The sequence below is a fragment of the Gammaproteobacteria bacterium genome (genome assembly GCA_013151035.1).
Taxonomy (GTDB): domain Bacteria; phylum Pseudomonadota; class Gammaproteobacteria; order JAADJB01; family JAADJB01; genus JAADJB01.
In genome coordinates this window covers 68,531-83,625 of sequence record JAADJB010000015.1, presented here as the reverse complement: position 1 = coordinate 83,625, position 15,095 = coordinate 68,531, and the positions used below count along the sequence as shown (strand labels likewise).

The window sequence follows — 15,095 nt, the reverse complement described above, 5'->3', positions numbered from 1 at the left end:
CTCTGCTTCCACAATCTTCGCAACTGCATCGATAAGTTCTTGAATTTCTGCTCCTTAAGCTTCTATTTTGAAATTAGCATGGAGTTTAAGCCAATGGGATTTAAGCTTGTTTTTATGTTCTTCATCCATAGGCAAATCTTTCAAAGCTTCCGGCCATAATGTTCGTGCCTTCTCCATGGCATCATCAATATGCGGTTTGATTGCACGCCAGGGAATACCTGATTTATCAGTCCAATACTGAAAATGGTCTTCTGTTACTGAATACCACTTTTTCGTTTTACCAAGATTCAAGGCGTATTCTTTTTCTTCATCAATGTAAACGCGGGTGGTGACGATATCATACGCTGGAGACAGTCTTGGTGTTACCTGATCTTGATAAAGAAGGCTCCAGTTTTTTAAATGAGCATCACCATTGGCGAGTAAGATATTCACCAGTAATCGCCTGGCGAATTGCTGAGCGTCGGCTAAGCCATCACCAGAAAAATCATAAATCACTTTTCCTATTTGTTCGTAACTGGCGGAGTTATATTTTTCGTGTGGGTATTTCGCTAAGACTTGTGCAAAGTCTTCCATGTGAATTCTTGTATTGCCTTTACGGTCAAATCGTTTGATGGCAAAGGCCAGGTTTTCATCAGGTAGATTAATTTGTGGCAAGTTGTCCAGTTTATTAAGCTTAATGAGCTTGATATCCGGGATATCTACACCGGCCAAATCCGCAAGGTGCATCGCCGTATATTCGTTTAAGGGTAGATGCTTATGTTTGGTGGATGGTGTTTTTATAATCCAATCACCTAGCTCACCATTTTTAGCCAGGTTGTAGCGACCATCTTTTCCCTTCATGGAAAACTTTATTTGAATGCCAGCCAGGGAAAATTTATTTTTTTGGTTGTTGCCTTCGAATTTTATAGCTTTGGCTTTACTATGGGAGGTTAGCACAGTATCTGGCACATCCTGGGGGGCCATCGGTGTAGCAACTAATGCACCGGGCAGGTCTTGACCGAGATATGAAAAAATATGAAACTCATTATCGATATGCGTTTTTAAACCTTGGGAGATTAACTCCCGCAATGCCCCTTCTGGGAGTAGGTTGGATAATATAGGGTGTAGCCTCATGGTTTTTGTCCATGGCTTTGACATCAGCTTTTCTGAATGCGGGAAGTTTGGGTGCGTAATTAAGCTGAATGTTGGGCGTGAAGGATTACCCTTAAATTCATCAGCAAAGCTCAAAACATTACGGCCGTTTTGAAAGCCAGCCAAATACCCTACGAGCCTGCCATGTAAGGTAAGTTTAAGAACGTTAATCTCATCTATTGGGTCGTTTGGGCTCATTCTTCACCTGCGAGTAAATTCTTCCATGGATCATTGGCGAGCGTATTTTCATTACTTTGTTTAGAGTCTTTATCTTTTAGTGTTGGAGATGATAATGCATCATTTTCCAGAATCTCTTTTACCAGGTTCAACTTTTCTGTAGGGATCAACATCAACTCACTTTTTAGCCCTTTGGCAATGAGTTCAAGTGTGTTTAGTCTGGGGTTGCCCCTGGACTCTAAATGCTGATACTGCTGGCGTGATACGCCGATACGAAGCATCATATCTTTTTGTTTTAGGTCGAGGGCTAATCTGCGTTTTTTTAGTTGTTCAAGTAATGATCTCATTGTAGGAAACTTATGTGTTGCTTTTTTAGTATAAGAAATACATTAGTTTCTTTTTTAATAAAAAGCAACTAATAAATAGATTTTTAGTGTTTGATGAGGTTTTTTGCTGAAAAGTAATGCATGCATTGAAAGTGATCGTAGTTACTCCAGCCACATTCTTAGTGGTAATGCCAGATAAGCTGCAAAGAAACCAATACTCCAGATGCTCACAGATACCCAGAAGATGCGTTGATTCCATGTATGAGTGGTTTGGCATAAACGCCCTAGTTCAGGATCACTGGGACAGTGGCGAGCAGGGCGGTAGAGTAGCCAGCCTGCCAGACTTAGCATGAGACCTGAAAAGATAAACACCCATATCTTGTGTTGGCTCAATGTGATCAGAAAAGGAAAAGTGCTGGTGAGTGCGGCAACTGTGGTGCCGAGTCCCAGTGTCACCAGGATGATGGGCAGGGCACAACAGATCAGGGTGCCGCTGGAGGTGAACAAGGTTAGCCAGGTGACACTGCGGCCTTTTAATAATGTTGCCATGACTACTCTTGCGGTGTCTTGGTCATGCTGCGATAGGTGAAACCTGAATCGGTGAATAATTGTTTCATTCGTTCTTCGGAGAGGTCGATGCCTGTAGCTGTGTTGACGGTAACCAGACCATTATCCAGATCGACATCAATGGCTTCAACGCCTTCAATCTCCTTCAGCTTTTTTTCAATGCCGTAGGCACAAAAGGGACAGACCAGACCATCTACGCGCATGATGTATTGTGATCCGGCAGCAAGGCTTGATAGGCTCCAGATGAAGAGTAGGGTTGCTGTTAATATGCGTTTCATTGTATTGTCTCTCTTAATATCCATTGAAAATTTCGCTTGGTCAGTTCGAGCCATGCATCACTCCTCTTTAGCAGAGACACGCCGTGAAACCATCCATGGTGGCTCCATGCCCGCGTCCATGCGGGCATGGGTCTCTGCTAAAGAGGAGTCATTCCTGCCTCTTTAGTTTAACTGGATGGCAGTTACATATGCCATTCCAGAATCAATTTGGCTCTATAGTCTGTTTTATCCTGAACACCCTTCAGATTACTGGAAATGGGAACTTGTATAGCGGCTTTAACGGCAAAGTTGCGCTGGGTCCAGAAGATCCCCGGTGACAGGAACCATTCGTTACCACCACTGTTATTAATCGCTGTCCCGTTTAATCTTGTCTGTTGAGCATATTCACCATTGAGCTCAAGTAACCAGACCGTATCGGGTTCAAGATAGCCGGTGAGATTAGGGCGGACACCGGCGACCAGATCAATCAGTATCTTGTTGCCATGTTTAAGACCGGTGCTGTCTTTATTATTCGCCTGGTAGCGCAGGCTCGCCCAACGATACCAGCTGCGACCCTCAAAGCCGTAGGTCAGGCCGAGGGTGTTAGCACTGGCAGAAGAAAGTGTATTGCTGCCCGTATTCGTTTTGGTCTTTAATAAGATAGCGGCACTCTCCTGTATGCCCGGCTGATCATTACGCCAAAAACGGTATTTGGTGAATAGCCGGATGTCACCGGTACCATTGTTGCTGTTAGTGCCATTGTCCGCCCATGTATAGGGTAACTCAACTCCTGCTGACCAGTCTCCGGTGATACCGTAAGTTAGTCCCAGTCCGAGTTCATCCTCTTGTGCGGGTCCCTTTTTGTTGCGATGAAACTCGGGGGATATTTCAATGCCACCTTTATAGAGCACATGGGGCCCGATGCCAAAGATGGGATCATGCGCCATGATTGATGGGGTAATGAATGTCAGTGCAATGATTGCAAAGAGCCATTGAGCAGGGTTTTTCCATTTCATGAGTTTTTTGTGGTGCGTGGTACGCACCCTACCGGGATGGTTTCTGGGGTAGGGTGCGCACTGCGCACCATGGGTAAATTTTACGCACCTGCTACAGCTTTCTGAATCAGGGGGATTAACGGCTCAGGAAGTTTGATGTTGCCTGCCAGGGCATATTGCTGGCCTTGTTCAGACATCTTCTTCCAGGTCTTTTGCACGATATCAATCCACTTGGCTTCATCATATTCAGGGTGCTTGTCGACAAAGGCTTGCATATAATGTTCGATAAATACCAGGTCGATAACATCCTCGACTAATTGGGTATCGGGGTTAACCTTGAGCGCACATTTGCCGACGGCCTTTTTGACACGTTCCATGCTCTCTTCATCGTAACCGGTCTGTGCCATTAAATCGATTGTTGTCTGGGCATGAAATTTATACAGGTCGGTGCGCCAGGAAAAATAACCCTGGCGGTTCATGGGGTAGTCTGCCCTGGGTGATTTCCAGCGCTGAATATGTTGGGCGCGAACCGCGATCTTCATGACATCATCCGACTCGGGGGCATAACGTTCGATCATCTCTGCCATGCGATGTGAGTAGAGTAGTTCTTTGGGCCACTCCTTGCCATCCGCTGTTTCCTGATTGGGATCTTCGCTATTAGCGACATCGATCAATTCGATGGTTTTTGTGTATAAGGTCTGGGACATTATTGGACTCCGTTGATGTGTTTTTACGCAGAGCGTTGGAATAAGCTTATGTCAAAAGATTGTAGCGCAGGGGACGTTGATATTTTTATCTCTGTTTGTCAGGTTTCTATGGGTAGGCCTGCGCTCTTCCATTCAGGGAAACCATCTTCTAATCTATGAGCCTTAATGCCTTTTTCTCGTAGACGCGCAACAGCATCAAAGGCGAGAATACAGTGGGGGCCACGACAGTAGGCAACAACCTCTTGCTCAGGATCAAGTGTCTCAAGATATTGTTCCAGTTCATTAAGCGGGACATTGGTGGCACCAGGCACATGGCCTGCGGCATATTCTTCGGCTGGGCGCACATCAAGTACCGTGACGAGACCTTTGCGTACGCGTTTAAGTAGTTCTTTGGCGGGAACGGCCTCAAGATTGTCCTTGACCGTGAGATAGGTATTAACCAGTTGATTAACTTCGGCAAGATGACGTTCTGCGACACCACGTAGCGCCTCTAGTAGACCAATGACATCAACCCCGCTCAGGCTGTAAAAGACCTTTAAGCCTTCCTTGCGAGAGCTCACCAGGCCAGCTTGTCGGAGTTGTTGCAGGTGTTGAGAGGTGTTCGCAACACTGAGACTGGATACCTTGGCAAGTTCATCGACACTGCGTTCACCTTGTGCCAGGAATTCAATTAACTCCAGTCGATTGGCATTACTGAGTGCCTTTCCCACGCGAGCAAACTGGGTGAACAGGTCTTGTTTGAAATGACCGCTTGACATATTCTGGAAATCCTCTATTCTATTATTCAAGTGATCTATTGATTATATGATCTCTTGTAGTAATTCTAGCACTGTTTGTGGATGATGCAAATAGAGACACCTTATTTATTAGAGGGATCATGACAATGGATTTTATACTCAATAATGAAATAGGCATTCGCCTGAGTTTCTTTTTCGGTATATTTGCTGTGATGGCGCTATGGGAAGTGCTGGCGCCGTGTCGAGTTCAGAGTGTGTCCCGATGGTTGCGCTGGAGCAATAACCTGGGTTTGGTATTCCTCAATAGCTTCGTTATACGCCTGTTATTTCCTGCGGCTGCGGTCGGGGTTGCTGCCTTTGCAGCTGAACAGGGTTGGGGACTATTTAATTATTACGATATTCCCTTTCTCATTACGGTTATCGCCGCTGTTATTATCATGGACTTTATTATCTACATACAACATGTGATGGTGCATGCTGTACCTGTGCTTTGGCGTTTGCATCGGGTTCATCATGCTGATCCCGACTACGATGTGACTACCGGGGCGCGTTTCCATACGCTCGAGATTATTCTTTCCATGCTCATCAAGTTTGCCACGATTGTTTTATTAGGTGCGCCTGTCGTTGCTGTCATTATCTTTGAGGTCGTGCTTAATGCCATGGCGATGTTTAATCATGGCAATGTCCGTTTACCCAAGGGATTGGATCATCTCCTGCGGATGTGTTTTGTTACCCCGGATATGCATCGGGTGCATCACTCGGTAGAGGATGATGAGGCGAATAGTAATTTTGGCTTTAATCTGTCCTGGTGGGACAGACTGATGGGAACCTATCGTGATCAACCGCGCGCCAGTCATGAACAGATGAAGATTGGCATCCATCATTATCACGATAATAAACAAGTGGTCTGGATTAGTGGCTTGTTGGCCTTGCCATTTGTCGGCAAGCTGCATGGTTATGTGATTAATCGACGTAGCTGGGATAGTGCCGAATCAAAAGGGAATGAATGATGAATAATAAGGTATTACGTTTTTTTATCTTGTTATTACTGTTAGTCGGTATTGTCTTTGCGGTAATGAATCGGCATCATTTTGATACGGCTGCACTGGAGTCCTGGGTGCAGGGAGCGGGTAGTGCCGGACCTTTCCTGTTTATGTTGATCTATATTGTGGGCACCGTATTTTTTCTGCCAGGTTCGGTGCTAACCCTGTTGGGTGGTGCATTGTTTGGCCCTTACTGGGGCACCTTTTATAATCTGACCGGTGCCACCATTGGTGCCATGTTATCTTTTTTGATATCCCGTTATCTAGCCTCTGACTGGGTAGCCAATAAGACGGGTGGCAAGATTAAACAGCTTGTTAATGGTGTGGAGAGTGAGGGTTGGCACTTTGTTGCCTTTACCCGTCTGGTGCCATTGTTTCCTTTTAATCTACTCAATTATGCCCTGGGTCTGACTAAAATTAGTTTTACCCAATACAGTCTTGCCAGCTGGATTTGTATGTTACCCGGTGCCATCGCCTATACCTATCTGGGTTATGCCAGTAAGGAGGCCATTTCCGGTGGTGAAGATACGATACAGAAAATTATGTTGGCGATAGCGTTGTTGGCTGTGGTGGGTTTTCTGCCGCGTCTGATAGGCAAGTTACGTAGCAAGCCAATGATGATTATCCCGGAATTGCATAAAAGGCAGGCGAGTGGTGAGGACTTGCTGATACTGGATGTGCGTACTGCTGAAGATTATGTTGGTGAGCAGGGGCATATTGCGGGCTCTATGTTGTTGCCACTGGAGGAACTGGAACAACGCATCCATGAGCTGGATGATTATCTGGAAAAGACCATCGTCACAATTTGCCGTACTGATCGTAAATCCTTGCAGGCAGAAAAGATCTTGACGCAGCATGGTTTTGCCGATGTGCATGTGGCGAAGATGGGGATGACGGGCTGGAATAAAAACGGTTTTTCGGTTGAGTAACACGGACTATTCTGATGAATGTCGATGTCTCTTTTGAAAAAACGGTAACGCATAATCCACGTCGTGTTAATGCGACACAACAGGATTTGATGCCCGTACGTTATAGTCTGTGGATTCAGTTTTTGAGCATGGCGGCATTTACCCTGGCCTTTGTTGGCTGGCTGAATGAGACCTGGTTATTCTGGTTTGATAATCCTGTCTGGCTTAATCGTTATACCGAATATCTTATTATCTTGAGTTTCGGGATCTGGCGTATTATCGCAGAGAAGAATGCCTATACCCGCAAGCGGTTAATGATTCTTGTCTTTATGGTAACGGTGTTCTGGTGGATGATCCCGTGGCTGTATCCGATGTATGAGCCTTACGCTGGTTTTCTCTGGGGACAGCCGGTATTCCCTTCCCTGCATGTGCCAGGAACCATTACCTTCTTCCTGATTCTAGCGGCGGTATTTCTATTTGGTCGACGTATTATCTGTGGTTTTAACTGTCCCTGTGTGGGTGTGCGTGAGACCGTGGGGTTTGCCTTTAGGGATCGAACCCTGCGTTCTGATTGGGCCTGGATGTTAAGGCACAGCAAATGGGTGTTTTTTATTTACTATGTGGGTGTGATGGTAGTTACTCAGTTTCCCCCTAATTCATGGACGGTGAGTTTTGTGGGTGGTTTTTATCTTGTCGTAGCAATGACCTATTTTGGTAGCTTTTTTATTGCCCCTATTGTTGGCAACCGTTTTTATTGCCGTTATCTCTGTCCTTATGGCGCGACCTTTGGTCTGCTGAATCATGCCGGTTTTTATGGTATCGAGATGGATGTCGAAAAATGTATTGATTGTCAGCGTTGTGAACAGGTTTGTGATATGGGAATCCCGGTATGGCGACAGGGTAAGGAGGCAGGACGTGTCACTGCACTGGAAGATTGTATGGGTTGTGCCCGTTGTGTGGTGTCTTGTCCAACCGATGCACTGGAGATTCGGGATGTACGCAATCTATTCCGACCTGCGCTGAAACAGAATGCCAGCTATTTATTAAAGCGTAAAAAGGTGGGCAGAACCTGGCGTGAGGGAAGTGTTGAGCGGGTAGTCACTGAACGCCGTCAGGACTGGAAAGAAAGCAGTGTGCCACCGGCCTTTGCGAAGATTCAGCAACAGGCAGCTCGTTGTCTGGATTGTGGTGTGCCGGGATGTAGTAATGCCTGCCCTCTATCCAACCATATCCCGGAGTGGCTGGAGGCGGTGGCTGCGGGTGATATCAAAGGGGCAGCAACTATCTCGCACAGCACTAGTAATCTACCGGAGATCTGTGGTCGTCTCTGCCCTCAGCATCGTCTCTGCGAAGGGAGTTGTACCAAGGCTAAGGAAGAGGATGGTGCGGTAACCATTGGGCTGGCAGAACGCTTTATTACTGATGAGGCATTGCGCCAGGGTTGGCAACCGGTGAAGCCCGATAAAAACAATGGTAAACGTATTGCGGTTATTGGTGCGGGCCCGGCTGGCCTGGCTTGTGCTGATCAGTTGAACAAGGCGGGTTTTGAGGTGAGTATCTTTGATCGTGAAAAGATAGCCGGTGGTTTAATGGCGACTGCGATACCCCCCTTCAAGTTGGAAAAATCGATTCTTATGCGGCGCCAGAACTTGCTGCAAGATCATGGGATAAATTTTCATCTGGGTGTTGAGGTTGATGGACAACTTATGCAGGAATTAACAGGGCGTTATGATGCTGTTTTTCTGGGCCTGGGTGCGCAACGTTCACGCATACTGGATATCCCTGGATGTCATCTTGATGGTGTTTACACGGCATTGGATTATCTCGCTGCTGTAAATAAAGAGCAGGGTGGTGACAGAATGTCAGGTAAACGTGTGCTGGTACTGGGGGGTGGTGATAGTGCTATGGACTGTGCGCGTTCGGCTATACGTCAGGGTGCAGACAGGGTGATCCTGGTTTATCGGGGCACAGAGCAGGCCATGCGTGCCTCAGCAAAGGAACAACAGGCGGCACGGGAAGAAGGTGTGCAGTTTATGTTTGAGTGTTCACCGCTTGTAGTGAGGGGTGATGGTCAGGTGAGTGCGGTGCAGCTTAAACAGGCCGATGATGATTTAGCACCCATGATCATGGCTTGTGATGCCTTGATTATTGCGATTGGTCAGATAGCGCAGCCCCCCGCATGGTTAGCAACATTGGGGGTTGATATTGATGAGCGGGGTCTTATCCGTATTGATGATCAGGGGCAGACATCGAATATAAAGGTTTATGCAGGCGGTGATAATACCCGTGGCCCTGATCTGATTGTGACGGCGGTTGTGGATGGACGACGTGCAGCTGAGGGTATTATCAAGAGTTTCCAGTCTATGCAGCAGATTAAAAAGGCTGTTGGTTGGACTCAATGAAATATTACTATCTTGTTAAGGTTTTTTTTGGCTTCTGTAATGATAGGGTTTTAACTGAAAAAAATATGTCTGGTAAGTTCGAGATATGAATCACTCTTCTCTAACAAAGACACGCCGTGAATACATCCATGTAGGCTCGACAGCCGCGTCCATGCGGCTGACGGTCTCTGTTAGAGAAGAGCAATGCCTATCTCTTGAGTTAACGGGACGGTAATGATGAAACAATTAATCGTAATAATGGCTCTGTTCTCTTCATCAGCATGGGCGCACCATACCCAGGATCACTTGATGTTGGAAGCGGGTTCTGCACAGGTGATTGCAGATACACAGCAGGGGGCTGAAGGTGGCGCGGTCTGGCTGCTGTGGGCAGCGGTCTTTGTTTTCCTGTTGTTGGGTCTGATACGTTGGTGGAAGGGTCGATAATGAAGACAAAAAGAGTCCGCTACGTCTGGATACCGATAATTATCATCCTGATTGTAGTGCCGTTTGGTTTTTATTATGTTAACTGGAGTAAGAGTGGTAGTGGTGCAGGACTGTACTCACATCAATGGCTGCCGGATGCGGTTTTTTCTTATTGGAACCCGGATCGTTTTTATCAATCGGTAGAGAGTGTGACGGGGATATTTAAGGGTGAGGAATGCGTTAGCTGTCATCAGGCAGTAACCCCCGGCATTGTTAAGGATTGGCGCAAGAGTCGTCATTCACAGGCGCAGACAACGGTTTATTGTTCTGATTGTCACGGTAATGATCATCAAAATCTGCATTTGCCTACACCTAAGGTCTGTGGTGATTGTCATGTGACACAACATACTGATTTTAACGATGAACGGCGTTACGGTTTTCCCGGTCACGCGCTGGCGATGGAGCGGGCGCTGGATGCTAAACACTTTGTCGACAAGCCCAAGGCTGAGGTGACAGCCTGTCTGCAATGTCATTCAGTGGCAACCAAATGTGATTCCTGTCATTCACGTCATCGTTTTAACGCGGCTGAGGCACGTCGCCCTGAGGCTTGTATTACCTGTCACAGTGGCCCGCCTCATCCGGATGATGAGACCTATTTTAATTCGGCGCATGGTCAGATCTATCTTAAGGAGGGTGATACCTGGGATTGGTCAAAACCGCTAAAGAAAGGTAATTATCCTGCTCCTACCTGTGCCTACTGTCATATGGATGAGGGCAAGCATCAGGTGACGGATAAATCGATCTGGAAGTTTGGTATCAAGCAGGTCAATCCATTAACCTCCGGCAATGAAGTGAAACGGGATAAGTGGGTGAAACTTTGTAGTGACTGTCATGAATCTGATTGGGCCAGACAGCAACTGTCTGGAATGGATGCAGAAAGAAAACGTGCCTGGAAAAAACTCTATGCAGCAGAGGATATATTGAAAGGCTTGCGTGATGAAAAACAGTTATACCCGCTGGCAAGGCAACGTCCACCCTACCCAGGTGATTCGGAAGACGCCTTGATGCAATGGGAGCGAATTGGTTTTTTTGAGGGGCAGGCATCGGCCTTTTATAATGTCTCACCGATTGAACGTGATTATTTCGAGATGTGGTACTTCGATAATCTTGCTGCCTATAAAGGTTCTGCGCATGGTGACCCAGGGTTTGTCCGTAAGGGTCATGCGGGGATGGATGCAGCACTGGTGAACATCCGTCGTAATGCTGATGTCTTGCGTGCCTTGGCTGATGCAGAAAAGAAGGTGGGGATTAAACGGAAAGATGATTCCATCTGGAAGCAGGGTGAATATACTGATCATAATCGGGGACATAACTGATGCACCTTTTAGTGTGGATGTTATTGGTTGTTGGCTCTAGCGTGAGTCTTGCGGGTACTGCCCCGCAAGGTTCTTTTGATAATGCAGCCTGTATTGATTGTCATCAACAACGGAATCTCTCTTTGGTTAGGGCATGGCAGTCCAGTGCTCATGCGCGTGTTGAGGTGAGTGCTGATTGTGTGGTCTGTCACGGTGCTTCACATGAGAATGCCGCTATGAGAGCACGTCAGGATGCCGTCTGTATCGACTGTCATGGCGGTCAAAAGGACCCCGTGGTTCATAGTTATTCAACCTCCAAGCATGGTTTGATATTGCGGCTTGAAAAAAAAGAGTGGGACTGGACACAACCCTTGTCGCAGGCGAATTATCGTACTCCGGGTTGCGCCTATTGTCACATGCAGGGAGGTGGGCATAATGTTGCTGTACGTGATGTGGGTCTGTTGCGAGAAAACAAGGCTGAAATAGAGTTGGTGCAGGATACTATGCGCAGGGTATGCCAGGATTGTCACGCCCCACGTTACATCACTCGTCTGTTTGAAAATGGGGAGAAGATGTTGGCGCTGGCACGGATGAAGGTCAGGGAGGCGCAGGCGTTGTTGTTACAAGCTCGGGAGCAATATAGTGCAGAGAAGTTGGAGGCGGCTGAGATGCAATATAAAAAGATGAAATCTGTGCATCTCAGGAATGTCTATCTCGGCGTTGCCCATCAGTCACCTGATTATCAGTGGTGGCACGGGCATCCTGCTCTGGATGGAGATCTGTTACGGATAAAGGGGTTTATTAGTGGGTTGGAGCGGGTGAAAAAACTACCCTGATTGGGTTCACAAGCTAAAGCGTTATATTCTGTTTCGGATTGTGCGTATTGTGCGTAATTGTCGACTAATACATTGTTTTTGTTGTCTTTTTTATTAAAAAACGCTTAATATTTTATATCCTTTGACGATAGATAAATCGTCTTGATATTTTAATTTTTCGATCTGACGGATGGAGTAATCTATTATGATTGAGCGACTTAATAACCTAAAAATTAGCCATAAGCTATTGCTTATGTTGAGCATCCCGTTACTGGGTTTATTGTTTTTTTCTATTGGTGAGATCAATAATAAGTGGCAGCAATTCAGTGAGGCACAGGCGGTGCAAGAGGCTGTGTTATTGTCACAACACCTGGATTCTGTGGCACATAATTTTGCTGTGGAACGTGGTCTGTCGGCAGGTTTTCTGGCGAGTAAAGGCAAGCATCTTGCATCAGAATTACATGAACAGCGGGTCAAGGCTGATACTGCGGCTATGGCATTGCAATCATGGTTGAAGAGCAGTGTGACGCATGTTGATATCTCAGTCATACAGACAGAGATAGATAGTATTTTGGGTCTGGTGAAAAACCGTAGCGTTATTCGTACTGCTGTTGATCGTATGGATCAGGATAATGGAGCCTTTGCCTATTATTCAGGCTTGAATGCACAAACGCTGGAACTGGTGCAGAAATTGGGGGCTGGTATCAACCAGGCCAGTATTGCACGTCAGGCTCGCGCTTATGCTGATTTACTTTGGATGAAGGAACGTGCAGGTCAGGAGCGTGGGGCATTGAATGGTGTCTTTATATCCGGGCGGGTAAACTCAACGAAAGCCAACGCTATTATTTCTTATATTAGTGATCAGAATGCATTTTTCAGGGATTTCCATCTGTCGGCTAGTGAATCACTGAGCCAATTTTATACGACTAAACTATCGGGTGAAGCGATTGACAGGGTTATGGCACTGCGTGCCCTTGCGGCATCAGGGCGTGTTGCGGGGGTTGATGCGGGTGACTGGTTCAAACAAAGCACAAGCCGTATTAAATTAATTAAGGCGGTGGCTGGTAAAGCTGCTAGTGATCTGGTTGATGAGGCTGATCAAGTCGTAAATACGGCAATAAGGGCATTTGTAATCTATAGTGTGTTTACCCTGGTGATTGTATTGGCAGCTACACTGCTTGCCTTTTTTGTTAGTAAACGCTTAAGCGAAGGTGTTGCTGGTATTGTTAATGCCTTGTCGATAGTGGGAGAGAAAGGCGACTTCGGGGTGCGTATCCCCGCTACTGGTAAGGATGAGATTGGTATTATGGCAGGGGCACTTAATCAACATATGGATGTCCTGCAACAGGCTATTGATGGTGTTGGTCAGGTTATGACGGCGGCGGCTAATGGTGATTTTGGACAACGGATTGAAATGGGACTTAAGGGTGATCTCGATAAACTTAAGTCGGGTGTGAATACCAGTATGAATTCCGTGCAGACTGCATTAGGCGAGGTTAATAGCGTGATGAGTGCCGTGGCTAATGGCGATTTTGTCCAGCGCGTTGAGGGCGACTTCCATGGGGAATTTGCTGGCTTTAAGGATAATGTTAATGCCGCTGTCGATAGTCTGGAACGTATGATTGAAGCCCTGTCAGGTGTTATGCAGGCTATCGTTAGTGGCAATTTTAAACACCGGATGGATGAGAGTGTTGCCGGAGACATTCGTCAGAATGTTGATAGTGCTATGGAATTAATGGAGGCTGTGATTGATGAGACCAGTCAGATCATGACAGCAATGGCAGAAGGTGACCTTAATCAACAGGTGCGAGGTGATTATCCTGGTCAACTTGCCTTGCTCAAAGACTCAATTAATAACTCATTGGTCAATCAGCGACGTGTTGTGACTGAGGTTCGACAGGCGGTTCAGCAAATTTCAACGGGTGCCAGTGAAATTGCCAGAGGTAATATGGATCTGAGTCAACGTACAGAGGAACAGGCCTCTTCTCTGGAAGAAACCGCTTCCAGTATGGAAGAGATGACAGCGGTTGTGAAACAGAGCGCAGATAATGCCCATCAGGCGAATCAACTGGCTGTTGTTGGGCGAGAAGAAGCTGAACAAGGTGGTAGCGTAGTCGGTAAGGCGGTCTCTGCCATGTTGGAAATCAACACCAGTAGTAAGAAGATTGCCGACATTATTAGTGTCATTGATGAGATTGCCTTCCAGACCAACTTATTAGCACTGAATGCGGCCGTTGAAGCAGCCCGTGCAGGAGAGCAGGGTCGAGGTTTTGCTGTAGTTGCCGGTGAGGTTCGTAATCTGGCACAACGTAGTGCGGAAGCCGCCAAGGAAATCAAGGTGTTGATTGGAGACAGTGTGGATAAGGTTAAAGAAGGTAGTGAGCTGGTTGATCAATCCGGTGAATCACTGGGTAAGATTGTTACTGCTGTTAAGAAGGTCAGTGATATTATTGCCGAGATTGCTGCTGCCAGTAAGGAACAATCCCTTGGTATCGAACAGGTGAATGCTGCCATTATGCAGATGGATGATGTTACTCAACAGAATGCAGCGCTGGTGGAAGAGGCTGCGGCTGCCAGTCAGTCACTGGATGAGCAGGGGCAGCGTTTGACTAGCCTGATTGATTTTTTCAAGACGGGGGATGAAGAGGATAGTTTATCAACTCATCCAGTTCACGGCTAAGTGCTTCATAGCCCTTATAGCCTCGACACAGGCTATGGTATTGCTTGTCTTTTTGTAGGATAAGGGTTGGGAATCCTCTGACTTCAAAACTTTGTGTCTGCTCGAAGTGTTGCTTTGTTGCCTTGATAAGTTGTTCGCTACGAAAGGTCTCCAGGAATATCTCTGGTTTAATTCCGCATTCGTGGGCGAGTGATGCCAGATTGTCTTCCTGGCTAACATCAATTCCATATTGGTAGAAGGATTGCTGAATCAGGGTGAAGAATGGAAAGGCCTTTTCGGCTGCTAGTGTTCCTATGCTAATGACGGCTCTACATGCTGGTTCGGTATCGTAAATAAAGCCTTCTGGCAGGGCATTGCTGTATTGGAATGCAGCACCGGTTTTATCTTCAACATCATGCCAGTGATGCATGATCTCCTGACGAAATATATCATTGACTTCTTCTGTGGTACTGGGGCGCAGCCCACCCATGACTATTGCCATGCGAGCCTTGTTGGCATAACTCTGTCGAATTTTTGTTATGATGGGTGAGAAACCCCAACACCATGAACACATGGGGTCGGCGAAGTACCAGAGTATAGGTGTATTAGGCATA

The 15,095-nt window shown here is 46.6% G+C and carries 15 protein-coding genes; 7 read left to right on the top strand and 8 right to left on the bottom strand.

Going from position 1 to position 15,095, the window contains the following annotated elements:
- Positions 1–54: 54 nt before the first annotated feature.
- The 7 genes from GXP22_03685 to GXP22_03655 all read right to left on the bottom strand — a co-directional run bounded on the left by GXP22_03685 (position 55) and on the right by GXP22_03655 (position 4,918).
- Positions 55–1,329: a type II toxin-antitoxin system HipA family toxin gene (locus GXP22_03685; GenBank protein ID NOX08582.1), complete on the bottom strand. Its 1,275-nt coding sequence runs from the start codon at positions 1,327–1,329 to the stop codon at positions 55–57.
- Positions 1,326–1,655: a helix-turn-helix transcriptional regulator gene (locus tag GXP22_03680; GenBank protein NOX08581.1), complete on the bottom strand. Its 330-nt coding sequence runs from the start codon at positions 1,653–1,655 to the stop codon at positions 1,326–1,328. Before GXP22_03680 ends, GXP22_03685 begins: the two co-directional genes overlap by 4 nt.
- 141 nt (positions 1,656–1,796) lie before the next feature.
- On the bottom strand, positions 1,797–2,183 hold the full coding sequence (locus tag GXP22_03675; GenBank protein NOX08580.1) for a hypothetical protein: 387 nt from the start codon (positions 2,181–2,183) through the stop codon (positions 1,797–1,799).
- Between the two features lie 2 nt (positions 2,184–2,185).
- Positions 2,186–2,479: a heavy-metal-associated domain-containing protein gene (locus GXP22_03670; GenBank protein NOX08579.1), complete on the bottom strand. Its 294-nt coding sequence runs from the start codon at positions 2,477–2,479 to the stop codon at positions 2,186–2,188.
- Positions 2,480–2,661: 182 nt separating this feature from the next.
- Complete coding sequence (locus GXP22_03665) at positions 2,662–3,474, bottom strand: transporter (GenBank protein NOX08578.1); 813 nt, start codon at positions 3,472–3,474, stop codon at positions 2,662–2,664.
- An 80-nt stretch (positions 3,475–3,554) separates the two neighbouring features.
- On the bottom strand, positions 3,555–4,160 hold the full coding sequence (locus GXP22_03660; protein ID NOX08577.1) for a DUF4202 domain-containing protein: 606 nt from the start codon (positions 4,158–4,160) through the stop codon (positions 3,555–3,557).
- Positions 4,161–4,258: 98 nt separating this feature from the next.
- Complete coding sequence (locus tag GXP22_03655) at positions 4,259–4,918, bottom strand: metalloregulator ArsR/SmtB family transcription factor (protein NOX08576.1); 660 nt, start codon at positions 4,916–4,918, stop codon at positions 4,259–4,261.
- A gap of 119 nt (positions 4,919–5,037) precedes the next feature.
- Here GXP22_03655 and GXP22_03650 point away from each other — a divergent pair, with 119 nt between their 5' ends.
- From GXP22_03650 to GXP22_03620, 7 genes are all read left to right on the top strand, one after another.
- On the top strand, positions 5,038–5,907 hold the full coding sequence (locus GXP22_03650; protein ID NOX08575.1) for a sterol desaturase family protein: 870 nt from the start codon (positions 5,038–5,040) through the stop codon (positions 5,905–5,907).
- Positions 5,904–6,869 carry a sulfurtransferase gene (locus tag GXP22_03645; protein NOX08574.1) on the top strand — a complete coding sequence of 322 codons (966 nt, stop codon included), beginning with the start codon at positions 5,904–5,906 and terminating at the stop codon, positions 6,867–6,869. The genes GXP22_03650 and GXP22_03645 overlap by 4 nt, the downstream gene beginning before the upstream one ends.
- Positions 6,870–6,883: 14 nt before the next feature.
- Positions 6,884–9,250, top strand: coding sequence for an FAD-dependent oxidoreductase (locus tag GXP22_03640; protein NOX08573.1), 2,367 nt, complete (start codon positions 6,884–6,886; stop codon positions 9,248–9,250).
- A 213-nt stretch (positions 9,251–9,463) separates the two neighbouring features.
- Entirely contained in the window at positions 9,464–9,673 is a 210-nt protein-coding gene (locus GXP22_03635; protein ID NOX08572.1) for a hypothetical protein, read from the top strand.
- Entirely contained in the window at positions 9,673–11,028 is a 1,356-nt protein-coding gene (locus GXP22_03630) for a hydroxylamine oxidoreductase (GenBank protein NOX08571.1), read from the top strand. The genes GXP22_03635 and GXP22_03630 overlap by 1 nt, the downstream gene beginning before the upstream one ends.
- On the top strand, positions 11,028–11,843 hold the full coding sequence (locus tag GXP22_03625; protein NOX08570.1) for a hypothetical protein: 816 nt from the start codon (positions 11,028–11,030) through the stop codon (positions 11,841–11,843). Before GXP22_03630 ends, GXP22_03625 begins: the two co-directional genes overlap by 1 nt.
- A 184-nt stretch (positions 11,844–12,027) precedes the next feature.
- A complete protein-coding gene (locus tag GXP22_03620) occupies positions 12,028–14,502 on the top strand; it encodes a HAMP domain-containing protein (protein NOX08569.1) in 2,475 nt (824 codons plus the stop codon).
- Here the strand turns inward: GXP22_03620 and GXP22_03615 are convergent.
- Entirely contained in the window at positions 14,450–15,094 is a 645-nt protein-coding gene (locus GXP22_03615) for a DsbA family protein (protein NOX08568.1), read from the bottom strand. The two genes, GXP22_03620 and GXP22_03615, sit on opposite strands and share 53 nt — an antisense overlap.
- Position 15,095 lies beyond the last annotated feature (1 nt).

What these genes read in the sequence shown, in the direction of transcription:
- GXP22_03685 (NOX08582.1), bottom strand. Translation starts at nt 1,329, where the DNA reads ATGAGCCCAAACGACCCAATAGATGAGATTAACGTTCTTAAACTTACC.
- GXP22_03680 (NOX08581.1), bottom strand. Translation starts at nt 1,655, where the DNA reads ATGAGATCATTACTTGAACAACTAAAAAAACGCAGATTAGCCCTCGAC.
- GXP22_03675 (NOX08580.1), bottom strand. Translation starts at nt 2,183, where the DNA reads ATGGCAACATTATTAAAAGGCCGCAGTGTCACCTGGCTAACCTTGTTC.
- GXP22_03670 (NOX08579.1), bottom strand. Translation starts at nt 2,479, where the DNA reads ATGAAACGCATATTAACAGCAACCCTACTCTTCATCTGGAGCCTATCA.
- GXP22_03665 (NOX08578.1), bottom strand. Translation starts at nt 3,474, where the DNA reads ATGAAATGGAAAAACCCTGCTCAATGGCTCTTTGCAATCATTGCACTG.
- GXP22_03660 (NOX08577.1), bottom strand. Translation starts at nt 4,160, where the DNA reads ATGTCCCAGACCTTATACACAAAAACCATCGAATTGATCGATGTCGCT.
- GXP22_03655 (NOX08576.1), bottom strand. Translation starts at nt 4,918, where the DNA reads ATGTCAAGCGGTCATTTCAAACAAGACCTGTTCACCCAGTTTGCTCGC.
- GXP22_03650 (NOX08575.1), top strand. Translation starts at nt 5,038, where the DNA reads ATGACAATGGATTTTATACTCAATAATGAAATAGGCATTCGCCTGAGT.
- GXP22_03645 (NOX08574.1), top strand. Translation starts at nt 5,904, where the DNA reads ATGATGAATAATAAGGTATTACGTTTTTTTATCTTGTTATTACTGTTA.
- GXP22_03640 (NOX08573.1), top strand. Translation starts at nt 6,884, where the DNA reads ATGAATGTCGATGTCTCTTTTGAAAAAACGGTAACGCATAATCCACGT.
- GXP22_03635 (NOX08572.1), top strand. Translation starts at nt 9,464, where the DNA reads ATGATGAAACAATTAATCGTAATAATGGCTCTGTTCTCTTCATCAGCA.
- GXP22_03630 (NOX08571.1), top strand. Translation starts at nt 9,673, where the DNA reads ATGAAGACAAAAAGAGTCCGCTACGTCTGGATACCGATAATTATCATC.
- GXP22_03625 (NOX08570.1), top strand. Translation starts at nt 11,028, where the DNA reads ATGCACCTTTTAGTGTGGATGTTATTGGTTGTTGGCTCTAGCGTGAGT.
- GXP22_03620 (NOX08569.1), top strand. Translation starts at nt 12,028, where the DNA reads ATGATTGAGCGACTTAATAACCTAAAAATTAGCCATAAGCTATTGCTT.
- GXP22_03615 (NOX08568.1), bottom strand. Translation starts at nt 15,094, where the DNA reads ATGCCTAATACACCTATACTCTGGTACTTCGCCGACCCCATGTGTTCA.